This is a genomic window from Thermostichus vulcanus str. 'Rupite' (assembly GCF_022848905.1).
In the GTDB taxonomy this organism is placed as follows: Bacteria; Cyanobacteriota; Cyanobacteriia; order Thermostichales; family Thermostichaceae; genus Thermostichus; species Thermostichus vulcanus_A.
Genome location: NZ_JAFIRA010000003.1, coordinates 67837 through 87030 on the forward strand (window position 1 = coordinate 67837; position 19194 = coordinate 87030).

20 protein-coding genes are annotated in these 19194 nt (G+C 54.8%); 6 read left to right on the forward strand and 14 right to left on the reverse strand.

Annotation, left to right across the window (positions count from 1 at the left end; genetic code table 11):
- Window positions 1–49: 49 nt before the first annotated feature.
- On the reverse strand, window positions 50–502 hold the full coding sequence (locus JX360_RS02350) for a hypothetical protein (protein ID WP_244348926.1): 453 nt from the start codon (window positions 500–502) through the stop codon (window positions 50–52).
- A 180-nt stretch (window positions 503–682) separates the two neighbouring features.
- Between JX360_RS02350 and gatA the strand changes: the two genes are divergently transcribed.
- The 3 genes from gatA to JX360_RS02365 all read left to right on the forward strand — a co-directional run bounded on the left by gatA (window position 683) and on the right by JX360_RS02365 (window position 6025).
- Window positions 683–2209 (forward strand): Asp-tRNA(Asn)/Glu-tRNA(Gln) amidotransferase subunit GatA, encoded by a 1527-nt coding sequence (gene gatA, locus JX360_RS02355; RefSeq protein ID WP_244348928.1) that lies wholly within the window; start codon window positions 683–685, stop codon window positions 2207–2209.
- A gap of 428 nt (window positions 2210–2637) precedes the next feature.
- Window positions 2638–5355 (forward strand): GAF domain-containing protein, encoded by a 2718-nt coding sequence (locus JX360_RS02360; RefSeq protein ID WP_244348929.1) that lies wholly within the window; start codon window positions 2638–2640, stop codon window positions 5353–5355.
- A gap of 139 nt (window positions 5356–5494) precedes the next feature.
- Window positions 5495–6025: an HNH endonuclease gene (locus JX360_RS02365; protein ID WP_244349023.1), complete on the forward strand. Its 531-nt coding sequence runs from the start codon at window positions 5495–5497 to the stop codon at window positions 6023–6025.
- Window positions 6026–6035: 10 nt separating this feature from the next.
- Here JX360_RS02365 and JX360_RS02370 read toward each other — a convergent pair whose 3' ends face one another.
- Window positions 6036–6971 carry an alpha/beta fold hydrolase gene (locus tag JX360_RS02370; protein WP_244348931.1) on the reverse strand — a complete coding sequence of 312 codons (936 nt, stop codon included), beginning with the start codon at window positions 6969–6971 and terminating at the stop codon, window positions 6036–6038.
- Between the two features lie 110 nt (window positions 6972–7081).
- Here JX360_RS02370 and ruvA point away from each other — a divergent pair, with 110 nt between their 5' ends.
- Together ruvA and nadD are read left to right on the forward strand one after the other, a co-directional pair.
- The gene (gene ruvA, locus JX360_RS02375) at window positions 7082–7696 is read left to right on the forward strand and encodes a Holliday junction branch migration protein RuvA (RefSeq protein WP_244348933.1); all 615 of its coding nucleotides are present in this window, start codon (window positions 7082–7084) and stop codon (window positions 7694–7696) included.
- Window positions 7693–8310, forward strand: coding sequence for a nicotinate-nucleotide adenylyltransferase (gene nadD / locus JX360_RS02380; protein ID WP_244348935.1), 618 nt, complete (start codon window positions 7693–7695; stop codon window positions 8308–8310). Before ruvA ends, nadD begins: the two co-directional genes overlap by 4 nt.
- Before the next feature lie 62 nt (window positions 8311–8372).
- On the opposite strand, the gene psaC is transcribed toward nadD, so the two are convergent.
- On the reverse strand, window positions 8373–8621 hold the full coding sequence (gene psaC / locus JX360_RS02385) for a photosystem I iron-sulfur center protein PsaC (protein WP_244348937.1): 249 nt from the start codon (window positions 8619–8621) through the stop codon (window positions 8373–8375).
- Between the two features lie 235 nt (window positions 8622–8856).
- On the opposite strand from psaC, the gene JX360_RS02390 reads away from it, so the two are divergent.
- Window positions 8857–9252: a hypothetical protein gene (locus JX360_RS02390; protein ID WP_244348939.1), complete on the forward strand. Its 396-nt coding sequence runs from the start codon at window positions 8857–8859 to the stop codon at window positions 9250–9252.
- Here the strand turns inward: JX360_RS02390 and JX360_RS02395 are convergent.
- The 11 genes from JX360_RS02395 to JX360_RS02445 all read right to left on the reverse strand — a co-directional run bounded on the left by JX360_RS02395 (window position 9249) and on the right by JX360_RS02445 (window position 19164).
- Entirely contained in the window at window positions 9249–9644 is a 396-nt protein-coding gene (locus tag JX360_RS02395; protein ID WP_244348941.1) for a DUF3493 domain-containing protein, read from the reverse strand. The genes JX360_RS02390 and JX360_RS02395 overlap by 4 nt on opposite strands.
- 4 nt (window positions 9645–9648) lie before the next feature.
- Window positions 9649–10290 carry a beta-carboxysome protein CcmP gene (gene ccmP / locus JX360_RS02400; RefSeq protein ID WP_244348943.1) on the reverse strand — a complete coding sequence of 214 codons (642 nt, stop codon included), beginning with the start codon at window positions 10288–10290 and terminating at the stop codon, window positions 9649–9651.
- A 91-nt stretch (window positions 10291–10381) separates the two neighbouring features.
- Window positions 10382–11737: an aldehyde dehydrogenase family protein gene (locus JX360_RS02405; protein ID WP_244348945.1), complete on the reverse strand. Its 1356-nt coding sequence runs from the start codon at window positions 11735–11737 to the stop codon at window positions 10382–10384.
- Window positions 11738–11856: 119 nt separating this feature from the next.
- Window positions 11857–12309 (reverse strand): hypothetical protein, encoded by a 453-nt coding sequence (locus JX360_RS02410; RefSeq protein ID WP_244348947.1) that lies wholly within the window; start codon window positions 12307–12309, stop codon window positions 11857–11859.
- Window positions 12310–12416: 107 nt separating this feature from the next.
- Complete coding sequence (locus tag JX360_RS02415; RefSeq protein ID WP_244348949.1) at window positions 12417–13079, reverse strand: Uma2 family endonuclease; 663 nt, start codon at window positions 13077–13079, stop codon at window positions 12417–12419.
- A 157-nt stretch (window positions 13080–13236) separates the two neighbouring features.
- Window positions 13237–14328 (reverse strand): uroporphyrinogen decarboxylase, encoded by a 1092-nt coding sequence (gene hemE / locus JX360_RS02420; protein WP_244348951.1) that lies wholly within the window; start codon window positions 14326–14328, stop codon window positions 13237–13239.
- A 249-nt stretch (window positions 14329–14577) separates the two neighbouring features.
- Window positions 14578–14841, reverse strand: coding sequence for a hypothetical protein (locus JX360_RS02425; protein WP_425244339.1), 264 nt, complete (start codon window positions 14839–14841; stop codon window positions 14578–14580).
- Window positions 14842–14934: 93 nt separating this feature from the next.
- Entirely contained in the window at window positions 14935–15198 is a 264-nt protein-coding gene (gene pedR, locus JX360_RS02430; protein ID WP_244348955.1) for a photosynthetic electron transport-dependent transcriptional regulator PedR, read from the reverse strand.
- Between the two features lie 143 nt (window positions 15199–15341).
- Window positions 15342–16601 (reverse strand): sensor histidine kinase, encoded by a 1260-nt coding sequence (locus JX360_RS02435; RefSeq protein WP_244349024.1) that lies wholly within the window; start codon window positions 16599–16601, stop codon window positions 15342–15344.
- Window positions 16602–16935: 334 nt separating this feature from the next.
- Complete coding sequence (gene tig / locus JX360_RS02440; RefSeq protein ID WP_244348957.1) at window positions 16936–18669, reverse strand: trigger factor; 1734 nt, start codon at window positions 18667–18669, stop codon at window positions 16936–16938.
- 111 nt (window positions 18670–18780) lie between these two features.
- Entirely contained in the window at window positions 18781–19164 is a 384-nt protein-coding gene (locus JX360_RS02445; protein ID WP_244348959.1) for a LapA family protein, read from the reverse strand.
- Window positions 19165–19194: the final 30 nt, after the last annotated feature.

Consider the following 19194-nt stretch of genomic DNA (forward strand, 5'->3'; position numbering starts at 1 on the left):
GCTGAAATCAGCACTCCAAATTATTTTTCAGAACCTTTCAGGTGGCCCTCTACTCGCTTTCCGTAACGGTTTTTGCCTTGGGATCCAACGCTGCCCCGGCCCCGTAGGAGTCGATATCGATGGCCTGGGATCCACCCATCACCAGCAGCTCCAACAGGGATCCCATCTGCCACCACACCAAACCCCCGGTGAACAGCACCAGGATCCCGCCCACCAGACCGGCCAAAGCCAGGGATAGCCCAAATACGTACAGACAAGCGGCCACAAAACCAAAGGTAAACAGACAACAAAGGCCGTAGGTGAGGATAACCCCAGGGGTGCGGTAACGAATCTGCGCCTGGCTATCCCGGTTCAGATGCCAAAAGGCCACCTGATATTCCAACTTGTCTTTGAAAATAATGCCGAAAATGATCGCAAAAAAACTGAACAGGGCAATAGCAGAGTAGATCGGAGGGTTAACAAAGGTGTAGGGAAAGTCGCTGCCGCTGTAAACCGATTCCATAGCGCCCACCTGATTTCAGGATGCAAACCTTCTGCAGCTTAACATTTCTTAGTGTCTCTGGTGTCCCTGGTTGTCAGACCCACAGTCGAAGAAGTCGCCGGGAAGGGATCCCATCTGGATTACCCTAGAGAGGGCTTTGTCTAGCCCCATCCGCGTTTGCCTTTCCCTGCGAGTTGGTCTATGTCCGTGATCCGTGCCCTGCATACCCAGTTGGTGAAGAAAGAGCGCTCTGCCGAAGAGATCGCCCGTGAATACCTGGATCGTCTCACCCAACTGGAGCCGCAGCTGAAAAGTTTCATCACAGTGACGGAGGAGCTGGCTCTCCAACAGGCTAGGGCTGTGGATGCCCAGATTCAAGCTGGGGAAGAGATTGGCCCTTTGGCAGGGATCCCGATTGCCATCAAAGACAACCTCTGTACGCGGGGGATCCCCACAACTTGTGCCTCCAAGATCCTGCAGGGGTTTATTCCTCCCTATGAGTCCACAGTGACGGCGCGACTGGCGGCAGCAGGCATGGTTACAGTGGGCAAAACCAACCTGGATGAGTTTGCCATGGGCAGTTCCACTGAGAACTCTGCTTTTCAACTCACCGCCAACCCCTGGGACTTAACTCGTGTACCAGGGGGATCCTCCGGCGGATCGGCGGCGGCGGTAGCTGCCGATCAAGCCGTGGTGGCTTTGGGTTCCGATACCGGTGGGTCGATCCGTCAGCCGGCAGCCTTCTGTGGGGTGGTGGGCCTGAAACCCACCTACGGACTGGTGTCTCGCTATGGATTGGTGGCCTTTGCCTCTTCTTTGGATCAAATCGGGCCGTTCGGACGCACCGTTGAGGATGTGGCGTTGCTGCTGCAAGGGATCGCCGGTCACGACCCGATGGACTCCACCAGCCTCAAGGTACCCATTCCCGACTACAGCCAGGCTTTGATCCCAGAGATCAAGGGCTTGAAGGTGGGGGTGATCCGCGATCTGTTGGGGCAGGGGTGTGGTGATGAAACCCGTGCCGCTGTCCAAGCGGCCATTCAACATCTGCAAGAGTTGGGAGCTGAGATCCTCGAGATCGATTGCCCCAGTTTTCAGTACGGTCTGGCCACCTACTACATCATTGCCCCGTCGGAAGCCTCCGCCAATTTGGCCCGCTACGACGGCGTGAAATACGGGCTACGGGCACCTGCCGACTCGTTGGTGCCTATGTATGCCAAAACTCGGGAGCAAGGCTTTGGGCCTGAGGTAAAACGCCGCATTATGATCGGCACCTATGCCCTTTCCTCCGGCTATTACGATGCCTATTACCTAAAGGCCCAGAAGGTGCGTACCCTAATCAAGCAAGACTTTCTCAAGGCCTTTCAAAAGGTGGATGTGCTGGTCAGCCCCACCACGCCGACCCCAGCCTTCAAAGCAGGTGAGCGGGAGGATCCCCTCAGCATGTATCTGTGCGACCTGATGACCATCCCGGTGAATTTGGCGGGTTTGCCGGGGCTAAGCTTGCCCTGCGGGTTTGTGGATGGGCTACCGATTGGCCTACAAATTGTGGGTAATGCCCTCCAGGAGAGCAAAGTGTTACAGGTTGCCTACGCTTACGAGCAAAGCACCGACTGGCATAAACGTCGTCCCAGTCTTACCCAGCAACCCGTTGAAAAGCCCAAGGGATCCGACTCAACTTCTTCCTCGGGTCACTCCAAATCCAAAAAGACCCAAAAGAAGGGCTAGTTACAGCCCTTTCGCGGGTTTGCTACAACAACTGTTGTGTCCTGACCCCATTTTGAAAGGGCTCCGGGGATTCCCCCGTGCTAGGTGACTAGCGAAAGGGCTGTAAACGGCTTTCCTGTTTTTTTATGGTGACAGCCTCAGGTATTCCAAATGTCAACACCCAATCGGGTAAGGATCCCAGGACAAAAACGCTCCCTCCCGACCATCTTTCCAGGAGAGCCGTTAAACAATAATTCCAGAAAATGGGATTAAACTTATAAAGATTGCCAGGAAAACTCTATCCCCTTGTGAGCGCGGTCGTTGACCTTGCTTGAATTCCGTAGTTTTGCGCATTTTCCTCAAGCAGCTTTTAACATAAAAATAGAATTGATTCATAAATTGATCCATGATTGATTGCTTCATAATTGCGCGAATTGGAAATGATGCCTATGACTCAAGGCTCTGGATGGGTTCCACCCTTGGAGCGGTTCCTTGAGCCAGTTCCCCTATTGGTAAGTCCTACCCACTCCGTCATCTCTGTCGTTAAATTTCTGGCTCAGAGAGGGTCTCCCTTCCGCTATGCCCTGGTAGGGGATCCCCACAAATTGGTTGGCATCCTGACGGCTACAGATGCATTGCGATGGCTGGCTCAGGGTGAGGGGGCGACGGATATCCCGGTTCAGGAGGTGATGACCACGCCTGTGCTGACCTTTGCTGCCCGCGACTATCGGGATCCCTTAACGCTGGTTCAGTTCATGCAGGCCCACGGAGTTCAGCATTTGCCAGTCGTGGATGCAACGGGATCCCTGCTGGGGGTTGTCAATCAAGAGGATCTCTGCCTGAACCTGATTCTGGAACACCGGCCATCCCAGCCTCCCTTGCCGACAGAAGCCCAGCAAGCGCTCACCACCTTGTGTCAGCTAGAAGAGGAAATCCTCACCGAGGAACTGCAAAAGGCCCTCAATCTGCGCATCGGCATTGAACACTCCATCCCCTTGGGCATTGCCGCTGCCGATTTTCAGGGCAAACAAATCTACGTCAACGATACCTTTGCCAAAATGGTGGGCTGGCCCAAAGAAGCCCTGCTTGGGCGGGATCCCCCCTATGTTTATTGGCCACCCGAGGAATTGGAGACTATTTTCGCAGCCTTCACTCAAGGCTTGAATCAAAGTCGGCCTTTGCAGGGATGGGAACTGACCTTTATGCGCCGCAACGGGGAGCGGTTTCCGGTACGCATTTTGGATGCTCCCTGGCGAGATGGTAAGGGAAATCTAATCGGCATGATTGCCAGTGTGCAGGACTTAACCCCAGAAAAACATCAATTACAGCAAACCCATCTGCTCAGCCGCATCACGCAAGGGATCCGACAGTTCTCACAAGTCGAAGACATTTTGAACTTCACTGTGCGGGAGATTCGCCACTTGCTACAGGTAGATCGGGTGGTTATTTACCGTTTTTTACCCAACTGGGCCGGAGAAATTGTTGCAGAATCTGTCAGTCAATCGAAATTCAGCCTGCTGGGTCGAGTCATTGAAGATCCCTGCTTCATGAGCGGGTGGCACCACCCCTATCAGCAGGGCCGCATTTCAGCCATTGAAGATATCGACACCGCTTCAGTTCAACCCTGTCACCGGGAGTTGCTAGCGAGTTTACAAGTGCGGGCAAACTTGGTGGTGCCCATTCTGCAAGCGGATTCCTCCCACACTTCTACCGAGCAAGAGTGCCTCTGGGGTCTGTTGATCGCCCATCACTGCACGGCCCCCAAAAGCTGGGATCCCTGGATGCCCGAATCCCTGAAGCAATTTGCGGATCAACTGGGTCTAGCGCTGCAACAGGCGGTTCTCGTCCAACGACTGCAGGCCACCAACGCCGAGCTGCAATACCAAGTGGAAGTGCGCAATGCCGAGCTGCGTCAACTGGTGAGCTATGAGCAACTGTTGCGATTGATCAGTGATAAAGTGCGCTCCAGTTTGTCTGAAGAAGACATCCTCACTACCGTTACTCAGGAACTCACCCAATCCCTACACCTGGGCGTTTGTGGGGTTGCTCTTCTTGAGGCAGAAACCCACACCTATACTCTGGCTTATGAATTTGCAGGCTCTATGCCGAGCATTGGCAAAGTCTCACTGCCGATGGATCCCGTCCTTCTAAAACAACTGCAGCAGGGTCAAACCCTCTGTTTCAGCACCAATCATCCCCTGCGCGGTTGGTGTACCCTTGTCGCTTGCCCCTTACACACAGAACTCCAGGATCGGATCCCCTCGGAAGCCTCAGTGTCACAGACCCCATCCAAAACAACAACCTCACTGCTGGGTTTTCTGAAGTTAATTCGTCTCCCCCATGAAGGGTTTACTCCTGCCGAGATCCGCTTTGCGGAACAAATAGCCATCCAATGCAGTATCGCCATTCGCCAAGCTTGCCTTTACCAAGAAACTCAGAATCAGCTACAGCAGTTGATGAAGCTAAACCAGCTTAAAGAAGATTTTCTCAATATGGTCTCCCACGAGCTGCGCACTCCCCTCACCAGCATGAAAATGGCCCTAAAAATGCTGGAGGTAAGCGGCATTACCGAGAAGCAAATCCGCTACTTTAACATTCTCAAGCAAGAGTGGCAAAAAGAGCTGGATCTGGTCAACGATCTCCTGGATTTACAACGTCTGGAATCTGGTAGCCGTCAACTGGAAGTAACTCGCTTTTGCGTACAGGATCGGCTTACGGAAGTATTGGAGCCGTTTGCCTTGCGTTTTCAAGAACGTCAACTCACTTTCATCCCCCAAATTCCTTCGGATCCCTTTATCTTCACTACTGATGCAGGGTTATTGACTCGCATTCTGAGTGAATTGCTCAACAATGCTGTCAAATACACTCCTGCCGGCGAACAGATTCACTTATTGGTTTCTGGCTCCTCACTCCATTTACACTTACAAGTCACCAATACAGGGGTGCAGATCCCATCGGAGCATTTATCCCGTATTTTCGAGAAGTTTTATCGGGTTCCACAGCTGGATCAGGCACAACAGGGAGGCACCGGATTGGGTCTGCCGCTGGTTAAAAAAGCGGTGGAACTGTTGCGAGGAGACCTGCGGGCGGAAAGCCAAGAAAACCGTACCGTTTTTGAGGTAAGCCTGCCCAACTTATCGACAGACGGGAGCTCCCGCAATCCATAAAAAACCGGTGCTGGCCAAGGACATGGCAGCCGATGACAACGGTTGAAGCTGTGTTAATATTTTGCATAACTTACACAGTTTGGGGTAGCTGACCCTTTTTGGATCGGTTTTTGGGATCCTGTCAGCGGTGCGTAGCACTATGGGCAAAGTTTTGGTTTTGAATGCCTCCTACGAGCCGCTCAACATTACCAGTTGGCGTCGGGCAGTCATTCTTTTACTCAAGGGCAAAGCGGAACAAATCGAGCACAACGGCAGAGTGGTCTACGGCAACATGCCTTTGCCCACTGTCATTCGTCTGCGCCACTACGTCCACATTCCCCACAAAGAGATCCCCCTCACCCGTCGCAATGTTCTGTATCGGGATGCCCACCGTTGTCAGTACTGCGGCTGTTCTGGAGAGGATCTCACCCTCGATCACATTATTCCCCGTTCCCGTGGCGGCGGAGACACCTGGGAAAATGTCGTCAGTGCCTGTGTGCGCTGCAATGTCAAAAAGGGAAATCGCACCCCCCGTGAGGCCGGTATGCCTTTGTTACGCCAACCCCGTCGACCCCATAGCACCCTTCATTTTGAAATTTCCAAAGCGGTCGGCAGCGGCACCCACCGAGAGTGGTCGAAATACACCATCGGGTTGGAAGGGGGTTCGGAGGAGGAGCTGCCAAACAGCTAAGGATGTGATGTTAGGGAGGTGATTCTGAGACAGAGGCAGCCTTAGAAATCGGGGGCGATGTGGTGGCCGGGAGCCCGGTCTCAATCCAATCGCGAATCAAAGGATTCACCAGTTCTGGGCGCTCATCGTGAGGGCAGTGGCCGGCCTCTATGAAATGCTCCACCAACTGCGGGTAATGGGCGCGGTACAACTTGGAGCGTTCGCGGGCCCGCATCCAGGGATCCCGTTCTCCCCAAATCAATAACAACGGACGCACCAAACTGCGCAGCAACTCATCCACATAACGGCCTTTCTGGCCTCCTCGCATCAGAGCCGCAAACACATCCGCCGCCCCCGGATCCATGCTGGGGCGATGGATATCTTCAACCAACTGATCCGTCACCGCTGCCGGATCATAGTAAACCTGTTTTAACTTTTCTCGAATCACCCGGGGCTGCCGCAAATACAGAAACAGCAGGTACGACACCAGGCGCTGGCGCAACCCCCAACCCACCAGGCCACCCAACCATTGTTTCCATCCCGTTGGGGATCCCCCCAGAGTGGAAAAGCCACCCGCCCCATTGAGCAGAACCACGCCGCGAATCCACTCCGGCCACTCTGCCGCCAAACTCAGCACCACATAGCCCCCAAGGGAGTTGCCAATCCCCACCACGGGCCGACGCACCACCTGTTGGCAAAAGTCCCGCAGTTGATCCCGCCAAATCTCGGTGCGGTAATCCCAGTTGGGCTTGGCAGAACGACCAAAACCCAGCAAATCGATGGCGTAAACCTGATAATGTTGGGCCAATTCGGGGATGTTTTTGCGCCAGTGGTCGGTGGAGGCCCCGAAGCCATGTACCAAAAGCAAAGGCTGCCCGTGCTCACCCTGTTTGACGTAGTGAACTGACTGCCCTCGCCAAATCCAGCGCGCCGAGGTAGGAGTGGCCGATGCCGATGTTGAAGTCATAATGACCGTCCGCAAGCCTCTTTCATTCTAGATTCTCCTTGGCGCTTCCCCTAGGGGCTGATCCGGAGTCTTGGCCTGGCAGTATCCTAAACACGGGTTGGATTGACAGCATGATCGCGTTTTTAATGGGCCATCTGGTAGCCATCGAGTTGGGGGAACGGAGCAACCTGACCGTTGAGGTGCAGGGGATCGGCTATCGGGTCAAAGCACCGGAGCGGTTCCTCAAGCAATTGCCTGCTTTGGGAGAGTCGATCCAGGTGTTTACCCACTTGGTGGTTCGAGAAACGGAGTTGGTGTTGTATGGATTTGGCTCCGGCGCCGAGCGAGACTTATTTGTGGAGCTGATCAAGGTTTCGGGAGTGGGGCCGGCGCTGGGATTGGCCCTGCTCAATACCCTCAGCCTGCCGGAATTGGTGCAAGCCGTGGTCACCGACAATATACGAGTGCTTTCCCGCACCCCCGGCGTGGGCTACAAAACTGCCCAAAGGCTGGCTCTAGAACTCAAAACCAAATTGGCCAACTGGCGACAGGGGGCGGGAGTGAGTGAACAAATCTTAGCTGGAGGCCCCCCTATGCCCATCCGCGAAGAAGTAGAAATGGCCCTCCTTGCCCTCGGCTACAGCGCCAGCGAAATTTATACAGCTCTGCAAGCCCTGCCCCCGCAACCCCAACAAACGGAAGACTGGCTGCGCGCTGCCATCACCTACCTGAGCCAGCAACCATGAGTGCTTCCATCCTCAAATCCCGGCGGGTTGCCATTTTGGGAGGTACCTTTAACCCCGTCCACCAGGGGCACCTGATCATGGCGGAGCAGGCCCTTTGGCAGTTCCACCTGGATCAAGTCCTGTGGATGCCTGCCGGGGATCCCCCCCACAAGCCCTTAGCCTCTGGTGCCACCACCGCCGACCGCCTGGCTATGGTGAAGTTGGCCATTGCCGATCACGAGCGCTTCGCCTGCTCGGAGTTGGAGATTCACCGCCAAGGGCGCTCCTACACCATCGAAACGCTGCGCAGTCTCATCCAGGAGCAACCCGACACCCAGTGGTACTGGATCATCGGTGTCGATGCCTTGCGGGATTTGCCCCAGTGGCACCAAGCGCAGGAATTAGCCCAGATCTGCCACTGGATTGTTGCTCCCCGCGTCGATGCCGGTGATGCACTGCAGGTGCTGCGGGCAGTAGCTGAAAAGCTACCGCTGCAGGCAGAAGTGCTAGAAGCACCGACCCTGACGCTATCGTCCACCTATCTGCGGGAACAAATCCGCAAAGGGGGATCCATCCGCTACCTAGTACCCACCGCTGTTGAGCAGTACATTCGCCAACACCAGCTGTATCGCTAGTGCAACCACGAAAAGAGGGGGAATGGATCCCCCCAGTATAGGTTTGCAGCCGACTGCCAGACTTAGTAGGCCAAGCCCATGCTGCGGGTGGTTTCAGGGCCTAGGTAAACCCGAATACTAAGGAAATCAGTGGGACAAGCAGTTTCACAGCGTTTGCAGCCAACACAATCCTCGGTGCGAGGGGAGGCCGCGATCATCCCGGCCTTGTTGTTACCCTTCCAGGGCACCATCTCCAACACATCGGTGGGACAAGCCCGCACACATTGGGTACAACCGATGCAGGTGTCGTAGATCTTGACCGAGTGAGCCATTAGCGTTCTCCAGTCGAGCAGGTCGAAAAAAGCGTTTACTGAATTGGCGTGGCAGCAACACCACTGCGCAAGTGCCCTCAGTGTACTGTAGTCCCGCGAAGCCTCCAAAATCTCAGATTCAAATGTTCAAACAAATTTACATCCGCGCAGATGACCCCGTTTGGCTTTGGGTTTGGTTTTACAAGCGGCGGCTGGGGGTGGGCTAGGATAGGGCTGAAGCTGGCAAGGGATCCTTATGGGGCGCTCGATGCGGGATTTTAGGACACAAACTCAGGGGAACTTGCGTCGCCTAGGGCCAATTTTGCAAGAGATCTTCGAAGAGAGCAAACCGCGCCTGCGGGAATGGGATCAACGACTCACCGATTGGGTGCGCAGCCGACATCTGGGGGTCGATCCGGCCCTGCCAAAGGTGGCCATCTACGTTGGGATAGCGATTGTGGTCTTGGTGATTCCGATTCTCACCTTGGCGGTGTTAGTGGCTCTGATTGCCTTTCTCGCCATCCAAATCGGCCAAAAATGGCCCCGGTGGCAGCAGCCGGATCCCTATCGCCGTACCGAGCGTCGCTATCTGCGCAGCGCGGCTGAGGATCAGGAATACCAGGAATACGATGACGACCCCGACCTGGGCTAGCACTCAGGTTCATCAGGTTCAGAAGAGACCAGTGGGGCAGAAGATTGAGAAGGGTTAATGCCCAAACGCTGCTCCACCCGCCCAACCAACCGTTTACGAGCCCGCCCTTCCCAATGATTCAGGCCGAGCATAGCGGCTAGGATCCCCAATTGCAGGGCCAAACTGGGCAAGGTCACACTCAACTCTCGACCTGCCAAGGCCCGAAAGAAAAACACAAATGCCCCGATGGTGGCCGAGGATCCCACCGCCAGGTAGATAAAGCGGCGCAAGCTCCGGTAGGGAGAGGCCAACTCGGTTAATAACCTCACCCGATCCGCCTGGGAAAGATCGCTGCGCCGGAGCAGGGGGGACAGGCGAGGGGAAAACTGAGGACGACGATCCGATTCAGCCATGGGGTTACACCTCTGCCTCTATCAAAAGGGGATCCCGACCGGAAACCCCCGCCAAAATTTCCTCAGAAGCCCGACAAGCGGCCAAAATATCCCGTTCTTCTCCCCCCAAATAAACACGGCCAAAGCTGCCGAAGGGCATCACCTCCAAGATGTTGATCTGGGCGGATTTTTCCGCTTCGTTGGCGGCCAAGGGCGCATAGCCCGCCGGTTGCACCTCCAGAATGTAAAGGGTTTGCCCCGACAACAGCATCTGACCACGGCGGGAACGGTTAATCAACTGGGTCTGGTGGGGGTCGATGTTGCGGATGATCTGGCTGGAGATGATGCGGGGCCGGAGGCGTTCCTGTTCTCTCACCCCCAAAGCCGCCAAAATGGCACGACCAGCGGTGCGGGTATCCCCTTGGTTGCTGGAGTGCACCTCCAAAAGGCCATAAAGGCGCTCCACCACCTGTAGCCCCGGCTTCACCGACGTGGACTTGAGGGCAACATCCATGATGCGGTTAATCTCAATACCCGGAGAAATCTCGATCCACAGGGAGGTATCGCCGGGGAGGGGCAAAAACCCATAGGCTACCGTACCCAGATAGGCAGCATACTGTGGCTGTAGCCGATCCAAAAATACATAACTGCGCAGGTCAATCCCCAAAAACGTGCTCCCTTTGCAAACTGGACGCTGATTGGTTCTTTGGCAGGCAGATCATCTCTGCAGGACGGGCTTGGGCAAGAGCTCGGCTCCCTCACCACAAGCCACCTTGGGCGACCACCTTCACCGTTGTCAAGGCTTCGACATCAATCGGGCCACGCACGTGCAGCCGTTGGATCGAAACGCCCAGCGATAAATCCCGAAACGCCCCTAAGGTTGGGATCCCGGCCCCTCGCCCCGCCGACAGAGGAGAGGTATTGATGTGGATCAGAGCTGCATCCACCTCCTGTAGGAAGCGCTGCGCTGCCGATTGGCTATCGGTGAGGATCGTTTCTGATTGATGGTAGCCGTTTTTATTAATCCAGGTGATCGCCTCCGCCAGATCGGAGATGGGTTGTAGGCGCAGGTGGGGCCGTTCTGTGGAATCAAACCCTTCCCCAATCGGGTGCAACTCGGGATAGTGTTCCAGGATTGGGGCTGCCGCTTGAATATCGATCCCTTGGCTGAGTAATGCCTCGATCAGCTGAGCCAAATGAGCCGCCGCCCAGTCGGGGTGGATCAACAGCCAGAGGGTGAGGGGTTGGTAAATCGGGATCCCTTCCGAGCCGTACTGAGCCAGATGATCCAGCAAGACCGACTTCACCAAAGGCCAGGGGGCAGTGCGATCCAGATAAATATGGCCATAGCCCAAGTGGGTCATCAAGATCGGCACTTTGCTTGCTTGCAACAGAAACTCCACCCAGCCGGGACGACCGCAGGGAATCACCAGATCCAGATAGCGGGTTTGCTGCAGTAGGGGTAACAGGGGGGAATCCTCTTGTGAATCCGCCATCAAATCCTGAGGGGATAACGAGGATCCTCCAGTTCGTGCAGGGCAAGATTGAATCGCTCCTTCGGGGATCCCGTGTTCGTAGGCAGTCTCTGCCAATAGCTCCACGATGGCTTGGTGGGTTTTTTGAATTGGGCCACTCCCCGCCACAATCACACCATTCCCGGTTTTGAGGGCCATACCAATGCCATTCAAGGCAAATTCCGGATAAATCTCGTAAACGAGGGCGATTAACCCCAAAGGCACCCGGTAACGGCTCAGGAGTATCCCATTTTCCTGCCGATACCCCCCCTCCAATCGGCCGATCGGATCCGGTTGTTGGGCCAAACGGGCCAGCAACTGGGCTGCTCGTTGCAGGCGTTCGGGGGTGAGCTTCATGCCATTCAGGATCCACTCCGGCAGGGTTTGCTCGCGGCAGCTTTCCAGATCCAGAGTGTTGGCCTCCAGCAACAGATCAGAACGCTCCAGCAACGCTTCAGAGAGGGCCAACAGCGCCTGACGTTTGATTTGGCTACCCAGCCGCTGCAACTGCGGCAACAGACGACGTATCTGTCGCAGCGTGGTGCCTAAGTCAAAATCTTGACCGCTCGCGTTAGCGGGCCGGAGACCATAATCTGTCACTGCAACTTCTCCCGGTGGAGACCGATCCGCTGTTTTCCCCAGACCACTGCTAACAGGAAATGACCCGCTTCACAAGTGCTGAGGACACAGAGTCCCGCTTTGCTGCGATACGTGAAGCCTCAAGGCCGCCGCAAGAGCAGGATTGCCGTCACCATCAACAGGGTTAACAACAGGCAAAGAATGATGAACCAACTGAGCAACTGAGTTTGAGTGGGGAACAACAGGGCGCCGATGAAGCCCACCACCAGCACCACCCCCAAGCTGAGGGTCAGGCCCAAGAGAGCGGATCCCTGGGGGGTATTTTCCCGCCGCAGCACCCACTGATAGCCGTTCCAAAACCAAATTTTGCGATAGGGATAGGACACCGCCAGTTGCTCAATGTGCAGCTGATCGGGGGTAATGGCAAAAATGTGTTGACAACGGCTACAACCAAGCGCCTCCGTTAACGTAATCAAACGTAACTGGCCCTGATGACAACAGGGACAGGGGTAAGTTTTGGTGGGCTCGATCGCTTGAGCGACACGCAGCACCGGTTTTTGGCGGGGAAACTTGCGGGGAGAAGAAAACGCCACAGGTCTCGGTGAGGAGGAGTCGGGATCCCTCACATCCTATCTCCACAGTCTCCGCCAGATCCGAGCTTGAGGACGGATCCCTGACAAAACCCGCCAAACGGATCCCATTAGGGTGCTGAAGAGGCTTGCAGCGAGGCTCGAAATTCCCGCAACATTTGGCTGGTACCCACTTCGAAAGCTCGTTCCACCCGTTCCGGAATCAAGGTGAGGATATCCACCTCTGGAAACACCAGGCTAACGGTAGAGTCCCGATAGCCCTCCGGAGTTAAGAGGTAAATTCGTAAACGGCGATTTTCGTAAATCCACAGCTCCGGCACCTCTAGGGTGGCATAGGCATCAAACGTGGTTTTGGAAGTAACATCCGTTTCAATGGCTAGATCCGGCGGCGGATCCACTTCCATATCCATACGCATGTGGCTGCACACCTGAGGGGCATGTTGGATGTAAAAGCACGTATCCGGCTCTAAGCCCGCTCGTTTCGGTTTCCTGAAGGTGGTGGAGCCAAAATCTTCCCAAGCTCGTTCTTGGGCATCCAGTAGAGCCACGAGGATGTGGGCAATGATCCTGTGGGGGCGTTCGTGAGCTGGCAAAGGCGACATCAGTTCCAGGATCCCATCGCAGTAGTTGATGCGGGGTACCCGCCGCTCTTCCCCCAGCTCCTCCAAAAACGCCTCGTACTGCTCCCAGCTCACCCCTTCGATGAGCAAGTGGCTGCCAGGGGAAAGGTGTACCTGGGTGAGAGCTACAGGGGGCAGAGTCGAGATGGCCATGGATCCTGTGGTTGAAAGCACTCCCTTCACGTTCCAGGGTAGTTCTGGACACTTGTCTGGGCACCTGTATGGGTCTATACGAACTCTAGGGTCTTTGGGATCCTGACCTGTTTAGACCGACAAGATTGACAGCTGCTTAGGATCTACCAGGCTAATTTCACAACCAGGCTTTCAGCAGCTCTGCCGAGTGGCGCACTGTCTCGAAGAAATGATGCACATTTGCTTCTGGGGTGGTTTGGTGAATGCCATGGCCCAAGTTCATAATGTGGCCCTGAGGGCCCGCTTTTTGGATAATTTCCAGGGTGCGTTGTCGAATCAACTGCGGGGATCCCAACAACACCATCGGGTCAAGATTCCCCTGTACCGCCAGGGATCCCAGGCGAGTCCGTGCCTCGGCCATATCACTCATCCAATCAAGGCTGAAAATATCGATCCCGGCCCGACCGACTCGTTCTAGCAACGCGGCACTGCCATTGATGTAGAGCACCAGCGGCACCTGTGGATATCGGGCTTTCACGTAATCGACGATTTGCTTTTGGTAAGGCAAAGCCCAAACCTCGTAATCGGTAGGGCTAAGCTGCCCGGCCCAGGTATCGAATAGCTGCACCACCTGGGCACCACACTCGATTTGGTACACAACGTAACGGGCAATGCTATCCGCCAGTTTACCGAGCAATTGATGCAACAGCTCCGGTTGCGTAAAGGCCAGACCCTTGATGTGGGCATAGTCTTTCGAGCTGCGTCCCTCGACGGCATAACAGGCCAACGTCCAGGGGGATCCGACAAACCCCAACAGGGTGGCTTTCCCTTCAACCTCCTGTCGCAACGTCTTCAAAATGGTCTTGATGAAGGGCAGACTTTCTTCCGGCTCCAATAACCGAATCTGGTCAATTTGCGCCTGTGAGCGAATCGGCGGGTCAATGATCGGCCCTTGGTGCTCCACCAATTCAAACGGGATCCCCATCCCTTCCAGGGGGGTAAGGATATCGCTAAACAGGATCACCCCATCGGGGGCAAAGGCCCGGAAGGGTTGCAACGAGATTTCAATCGCCAATTCCGGGATCTCACACCGCTGCTTAAAGGTGTATTTGCTCTGCAACTCCCGATAAACGGCCATGTAGCGACCCGCCTGCCGCATCATCCAAACGGGGGGACGATCCAATACTTCTCCCCGAGCTGCCCGCAGCAAACGACCGCCATCGCTGGCGGTGGAAAGGGTGGCACTGGACATGGCGGGTGAGTGCGACATGGGAAGGCAATCCGGGTAAAGGGCCTTACGAATCGTGACATTGCAGGGGCAGCAGTCGCAAGTTTTCGGCAGGGGATCCCTGCGGTTTCTTCATGGCTTGCAATCTGCTGTTACAGCTCTGTATGGCTCTGTCATCACGTAGTCACGTAAGTGTTGTAGCGCATTGGCGTTGTAGAGTATAGGACAGGTTAGGCCACCCTGGTTTCTGAACAACCCTCCCTGGGTTTGGGAGGATCCTCGGAGAGGGTTCTAGTCTAAGGGGCTGTACTGCCAGGCACCATAATGATCAAGAATGCGCTTGATCTGCTCAGGATCCGCCTCAGGAGATTGATGAATAACCAAGGCTTCAACTTGGCTATCCTGGTACCGAAAGGTAGATCCTTTTTTCCACTCCAACTCGGTTTCCACACCCACAACACAAGCCAGATGGGCAGCCAATTCCCGATAAACCATCAAGGGCATGGCATCGAAACGAACCGCGTAATGTTTCAATTTAGCAATGGGCACAGACATTGCAAAGAATAAGGCAACAGAAAATTTTCTAGTGATTAGGAAACCCGAAAAAGAGTGAATGATTGGGGAGACAGCTCAGGGGAAAGCCATAGCTTAAGCAATTTTGTCATCCACCAAGGTGCAGCAATTCACTTCATCCAGACAGACTTTTCCCCACTGCAAGGCCCAGCGAACCAAAGCAACCCGGTTAGTCGTTCGCGTTTTGCTCAAGATGTTGCTGATGTGATTATCAACGGTGCGTTTGCTAATTTCCAAATGTTCCGCGATGTCTTGATTGGTCATGCCCGCCGCGATCAACTCGATGACTTGCAATTCCCGCTCCGACAACAAATCCGCGGAATGATAGTCGGTACCCATTCCGAATGCCTGTGGTGTGGAGTGTAAAGATTACCTAGTTCAATTCTAGGGGATCCCTTGCGAGATGAATAGCCCTAAATGCAACCGATCCCGGGCACTTTTCAACGGAACCCCATCCTGATGTTCTCAGTTAGACAACGGATTCACAAGGGATCCAGTCGTTTTTGCGGCAGTTTCACCCGGATCCATAGCCCACCTGTCTGGAAATGATTGGATAATTGAATCGTGCCCCCATGAGCCTCAACAATTTGTCGCACGATCGCCAGCCCTAGGCCAGTGCCTCCCTTGCTGCGAGCGCGGGCCGTATCGGTGCGGTAGAAGGGTTGAAACACCGACTCGAACTGATCGGCGGCCAATCCTGGCCCGTGATCGTATACCTCCAGGCCTACCTCGGATCCCGCTTCGGCCAAAACCACATGCACTGGGGATCCTGGCTTGCCGTATTTGATAGCGTTGTCCAGCAGGTTCAAAATCAGTCGATACAGACGTTGTTCATCGCCCCAGAGGCAGGCTTGTTTCGTGCCCGTCAGATGCAGTTCCTGCTGGCGGGGCTTAGCCAGAGGTTCCAGACTTTGCCAGGCTTCTCGAACCAAAACAGCCAAATCCACCGAATGCAGTTGCAACTGGGATCCCGCCCCCAAGTTGAGGGCACTCAGTTCCAGTAAATCCTCCACTAAGCGGATGAGGCGCAGCGTTTCGTTGAGTAGGCGGTCTACCCAAACCGCTTGGGCTGAATCAACGCGGCTCTGTAGGGTTTCCGCCAGCAAGCGAATCGAGGTCAGGGGGGTTTTCAGTTCGTGGGCCACATCGGAAGCCCAGCGATCCCGTTGTTGGGTTAGCATTTTGGCTTCCAGCCGATCCTCCAAGAAAATGGCCACATGAGACCGGGGCAGCGGCAGACCCCAAGCTCGGAGCGGAATCGGTTTGCCATCCCCCCCTGAAGGATAAAAAATCCACTCCCGGCTCTGGGTGGGACTGTCAGCCTGCTGCTGACGGGTGGCTTCGATCAGCTGATCCAATTCATAAGAACGCACCCATTCTAGGAGCAGCTTGATGCCTGGTTGCCATTGGTTGATGCGCAAAAGGCGCTGGGCCACCGGGTTGCAGTCCAGGACAACATTGTTCTCATCCACCCGCAAATACCCCCAGGGGAGGCGCTGACTCAGGTATTGCCAATCTTGCAGCTGCTGGTTTTGACTGACCCAATCCAGTTGCTGTTGGCGGAGCTGGCGACTGAGCAGACTGAGCATTTCCTCCGGAGAATGAGGCGCCAAAGGGCTATTGACCAGGGATACCAGCCGTTGCAACTCCCGTTTGAAGCGACGATGACTTTGCCAGAGCAGGAGCAGAGCACACACCAACCCGACTCCCAGTCCGATTAGGATCCCGGCTGCCAATCCCATCCGCACTTCACTCTCTTTGCTGCCATTGTCGCTTAGGACTGCGGAAATGGGTGCTGAAGTCGGTGAGGGATCCGTAGCTATGCTACAGCTGTGTTACAGATTGGCGAGGTTGCCCAGCTTAGTTGCGGTTCCACCAAGGCCCTACGGGTTGATGACCACCTCAGCTGGCTCAAGCCTTGCCAAGCGGATACGGCAACGGACTACCGTTTTGCGACCTACAGTACAAGTGGGGAGGGGATCCCAGCAGTAGGCGAGCAGGAGCTAGGTAGCCGTTAGCAAGAGGCAACTCCAGCCTGTTCAGAGTACTCAGAGTATAAGCGAGAGTACAAGCGGTTTATTTCCCTTTCTTGCCCTTTTTGTTGGGTTTGGTTTCGTCGGGGATGGCCTCTGATGCTGGAGTTGCACTCTCGTGCGCTAAGGGAGGTGCCGGGTCAGAGGCTAAGTCTACTGACTCTACCTCAACAGGGACTTCTGGCTCTGAGCTATCTTCAACCCCAGATGCAGAGCCTTTCCCTTCATCAGCATCAATATCAACATCAACGGCAGTGGCCTCTGGAGGAGCAGCCTCCTCTACTTTTGCCACATTTTCTTCAGTGACTTCTGTATTGACTTCTGTCGTTTCCTCTATTGTTTCTAATCTTTCTGGTTCATCGGCCCCAAACTCTGCTTCGGGCACTTGCGAGGCTTCAGGTTCACCCCTGTCTTCATCAGCTACAGAGAAGAGAGGCGCTTCAGTGGGGTTACCCTCGCTATCTACCCAGTTGACTGTGGTTTGGGACTTTAACCAGGCAATGGCTTTTTGGGTGAGCAATTCCTCATGAACTGCCCGTCGTACCCGTTCTGGATCCAAGCGGGTGCCCTGCTCTGCATAGGCAGACATCACCTCTTGTACTTCCACTGCCAATTCAGTTGAACCGACCGCAATTTGCTCCTGCCGAATGATAGCGCCCAAAGCCAGGGTGCGCCGCAGCCGATCGATGGCTTCTGGACGGTAGCGATCCATCAAACTGTTCAGGGTCTCTGGGGGCAACTGCGACAAAAACTTGCGAATGTCTCCCACCTGCATCCCTTGCTGTTGCAGGGTATTGAGGCTTTGGGCCAACAGTTGTGTGGTTTCCTGTTGTACCAGAGTTTCGGGCAATTCCACCTCAGTGGTTTCCAGAATGGCGTTGAGAATGGCAGTTTCTAAGTTATTCTCCGATTGTGTTAAGGCATCCTCTTCAAGGCGTTTTTGCAGATGTTCCCGCAGTTCGGCCACGGTTTGGAAGCTGCTGATCTCCTGCACAAAGGCATCATCTAGCTCGGGCAGCTCTTTGGTTTTGATCTCGTTAAGGCTGACGGTAAAAGTTGCCGTTTTCCCAGCCAACTCTTCTTTGAAGTAGTCTGGGGGGAAGGTGGCTTCAATTTCCTTAGTTTCGTCCAGCTTCATGCCGACAATGCCCGCCACAAAACCAGGAATAAAGTTGTCTTCTTTGAGTTCCAATTGGAAGTCTTGGGTGGCAATCTCTTCTAGGGGATTGCCTTCTGCGTCGCGGGCTTTGAAGTCGATCATCACCACATCCCCCCATTGGGCGGGCCGATCTTCTACCGGCAGTAGGGTAGCCCGTTGATCTCGCCAGCGATCAATGGCTGCATCAATTTGCTCCGGTTTGGCCTCTGCACGGGTGACAGTGACTGTCAGACCTTTGTATTGGCCAACGCGGGCTTCGGGATACACCTCGACATACCCCGAGAAGCTGAATTCCCTTTCGGGATTGAACTGGGCTAGCAGCTCCGCAACCTCATCATCCAGCTCAAATTGGCTGAGAGGGTTCAGTTTGGTTTCCTTGAAGGCTTGTTTGATGGCATCGTTGATCAGGTCATCGACAGCACTGGCCATGACACGCTCACGGCCCACCTGATGCATAACAATGTTGCGGGGGGCCTTGCCCTTACGAAACCCTTGAATTTGGATATTCTGCACCAGTTGACGCAGGGTTTTTTCGTAGGAGCGCTTTACCTGGTCGGCTTCTACCACGATCTTGAGGCCAACCCGGCTGCCAGGACGTTTTTCTTGTGTGACCTGCATAGGGACGTTATTTGTTGAGTAAGATGTGATGTGCGGACGGAGGTTCAATGATACCTCAATAGCCCGTAGGCCATCCTAACCCACTCCCAGGTCTTTCTTAAGGATATGCCATTAAGCTGGGGATCCCTCGGTGGTCACTTCTTCCACCGCCTGGATTTCCTCTTGTGGTTCGGCGCGTTTGCTAGGGGGCAATTGCTTCACTTTTCCCTCGAGTTCCACCACCATTTCCTTCAGTTCTGTGATGGCCACCTCTTTTTCTTGCAGTTGTCGATTTTTCTCACGGGCCTCAACGGTAAATTGCACCCGCATCCAGAGGCTGTAGAGCCAGGCTAGAGTGGCACCAATTCCAGAGGCAGCCAGCAGCTCCATTACCAGAGGGCTTTCGATGCTCACGCCAGGGGCAAAGGTAACGGTGACAGGGGTGGCGTTTTGCATGGCAAAGAGAGCAATGGCCAGGAGGGCCGAAAACAAGATCAGGTAGTTGAACAGTCGCATCGCTTTTCTCCTCGAAGGGATCCACTACGG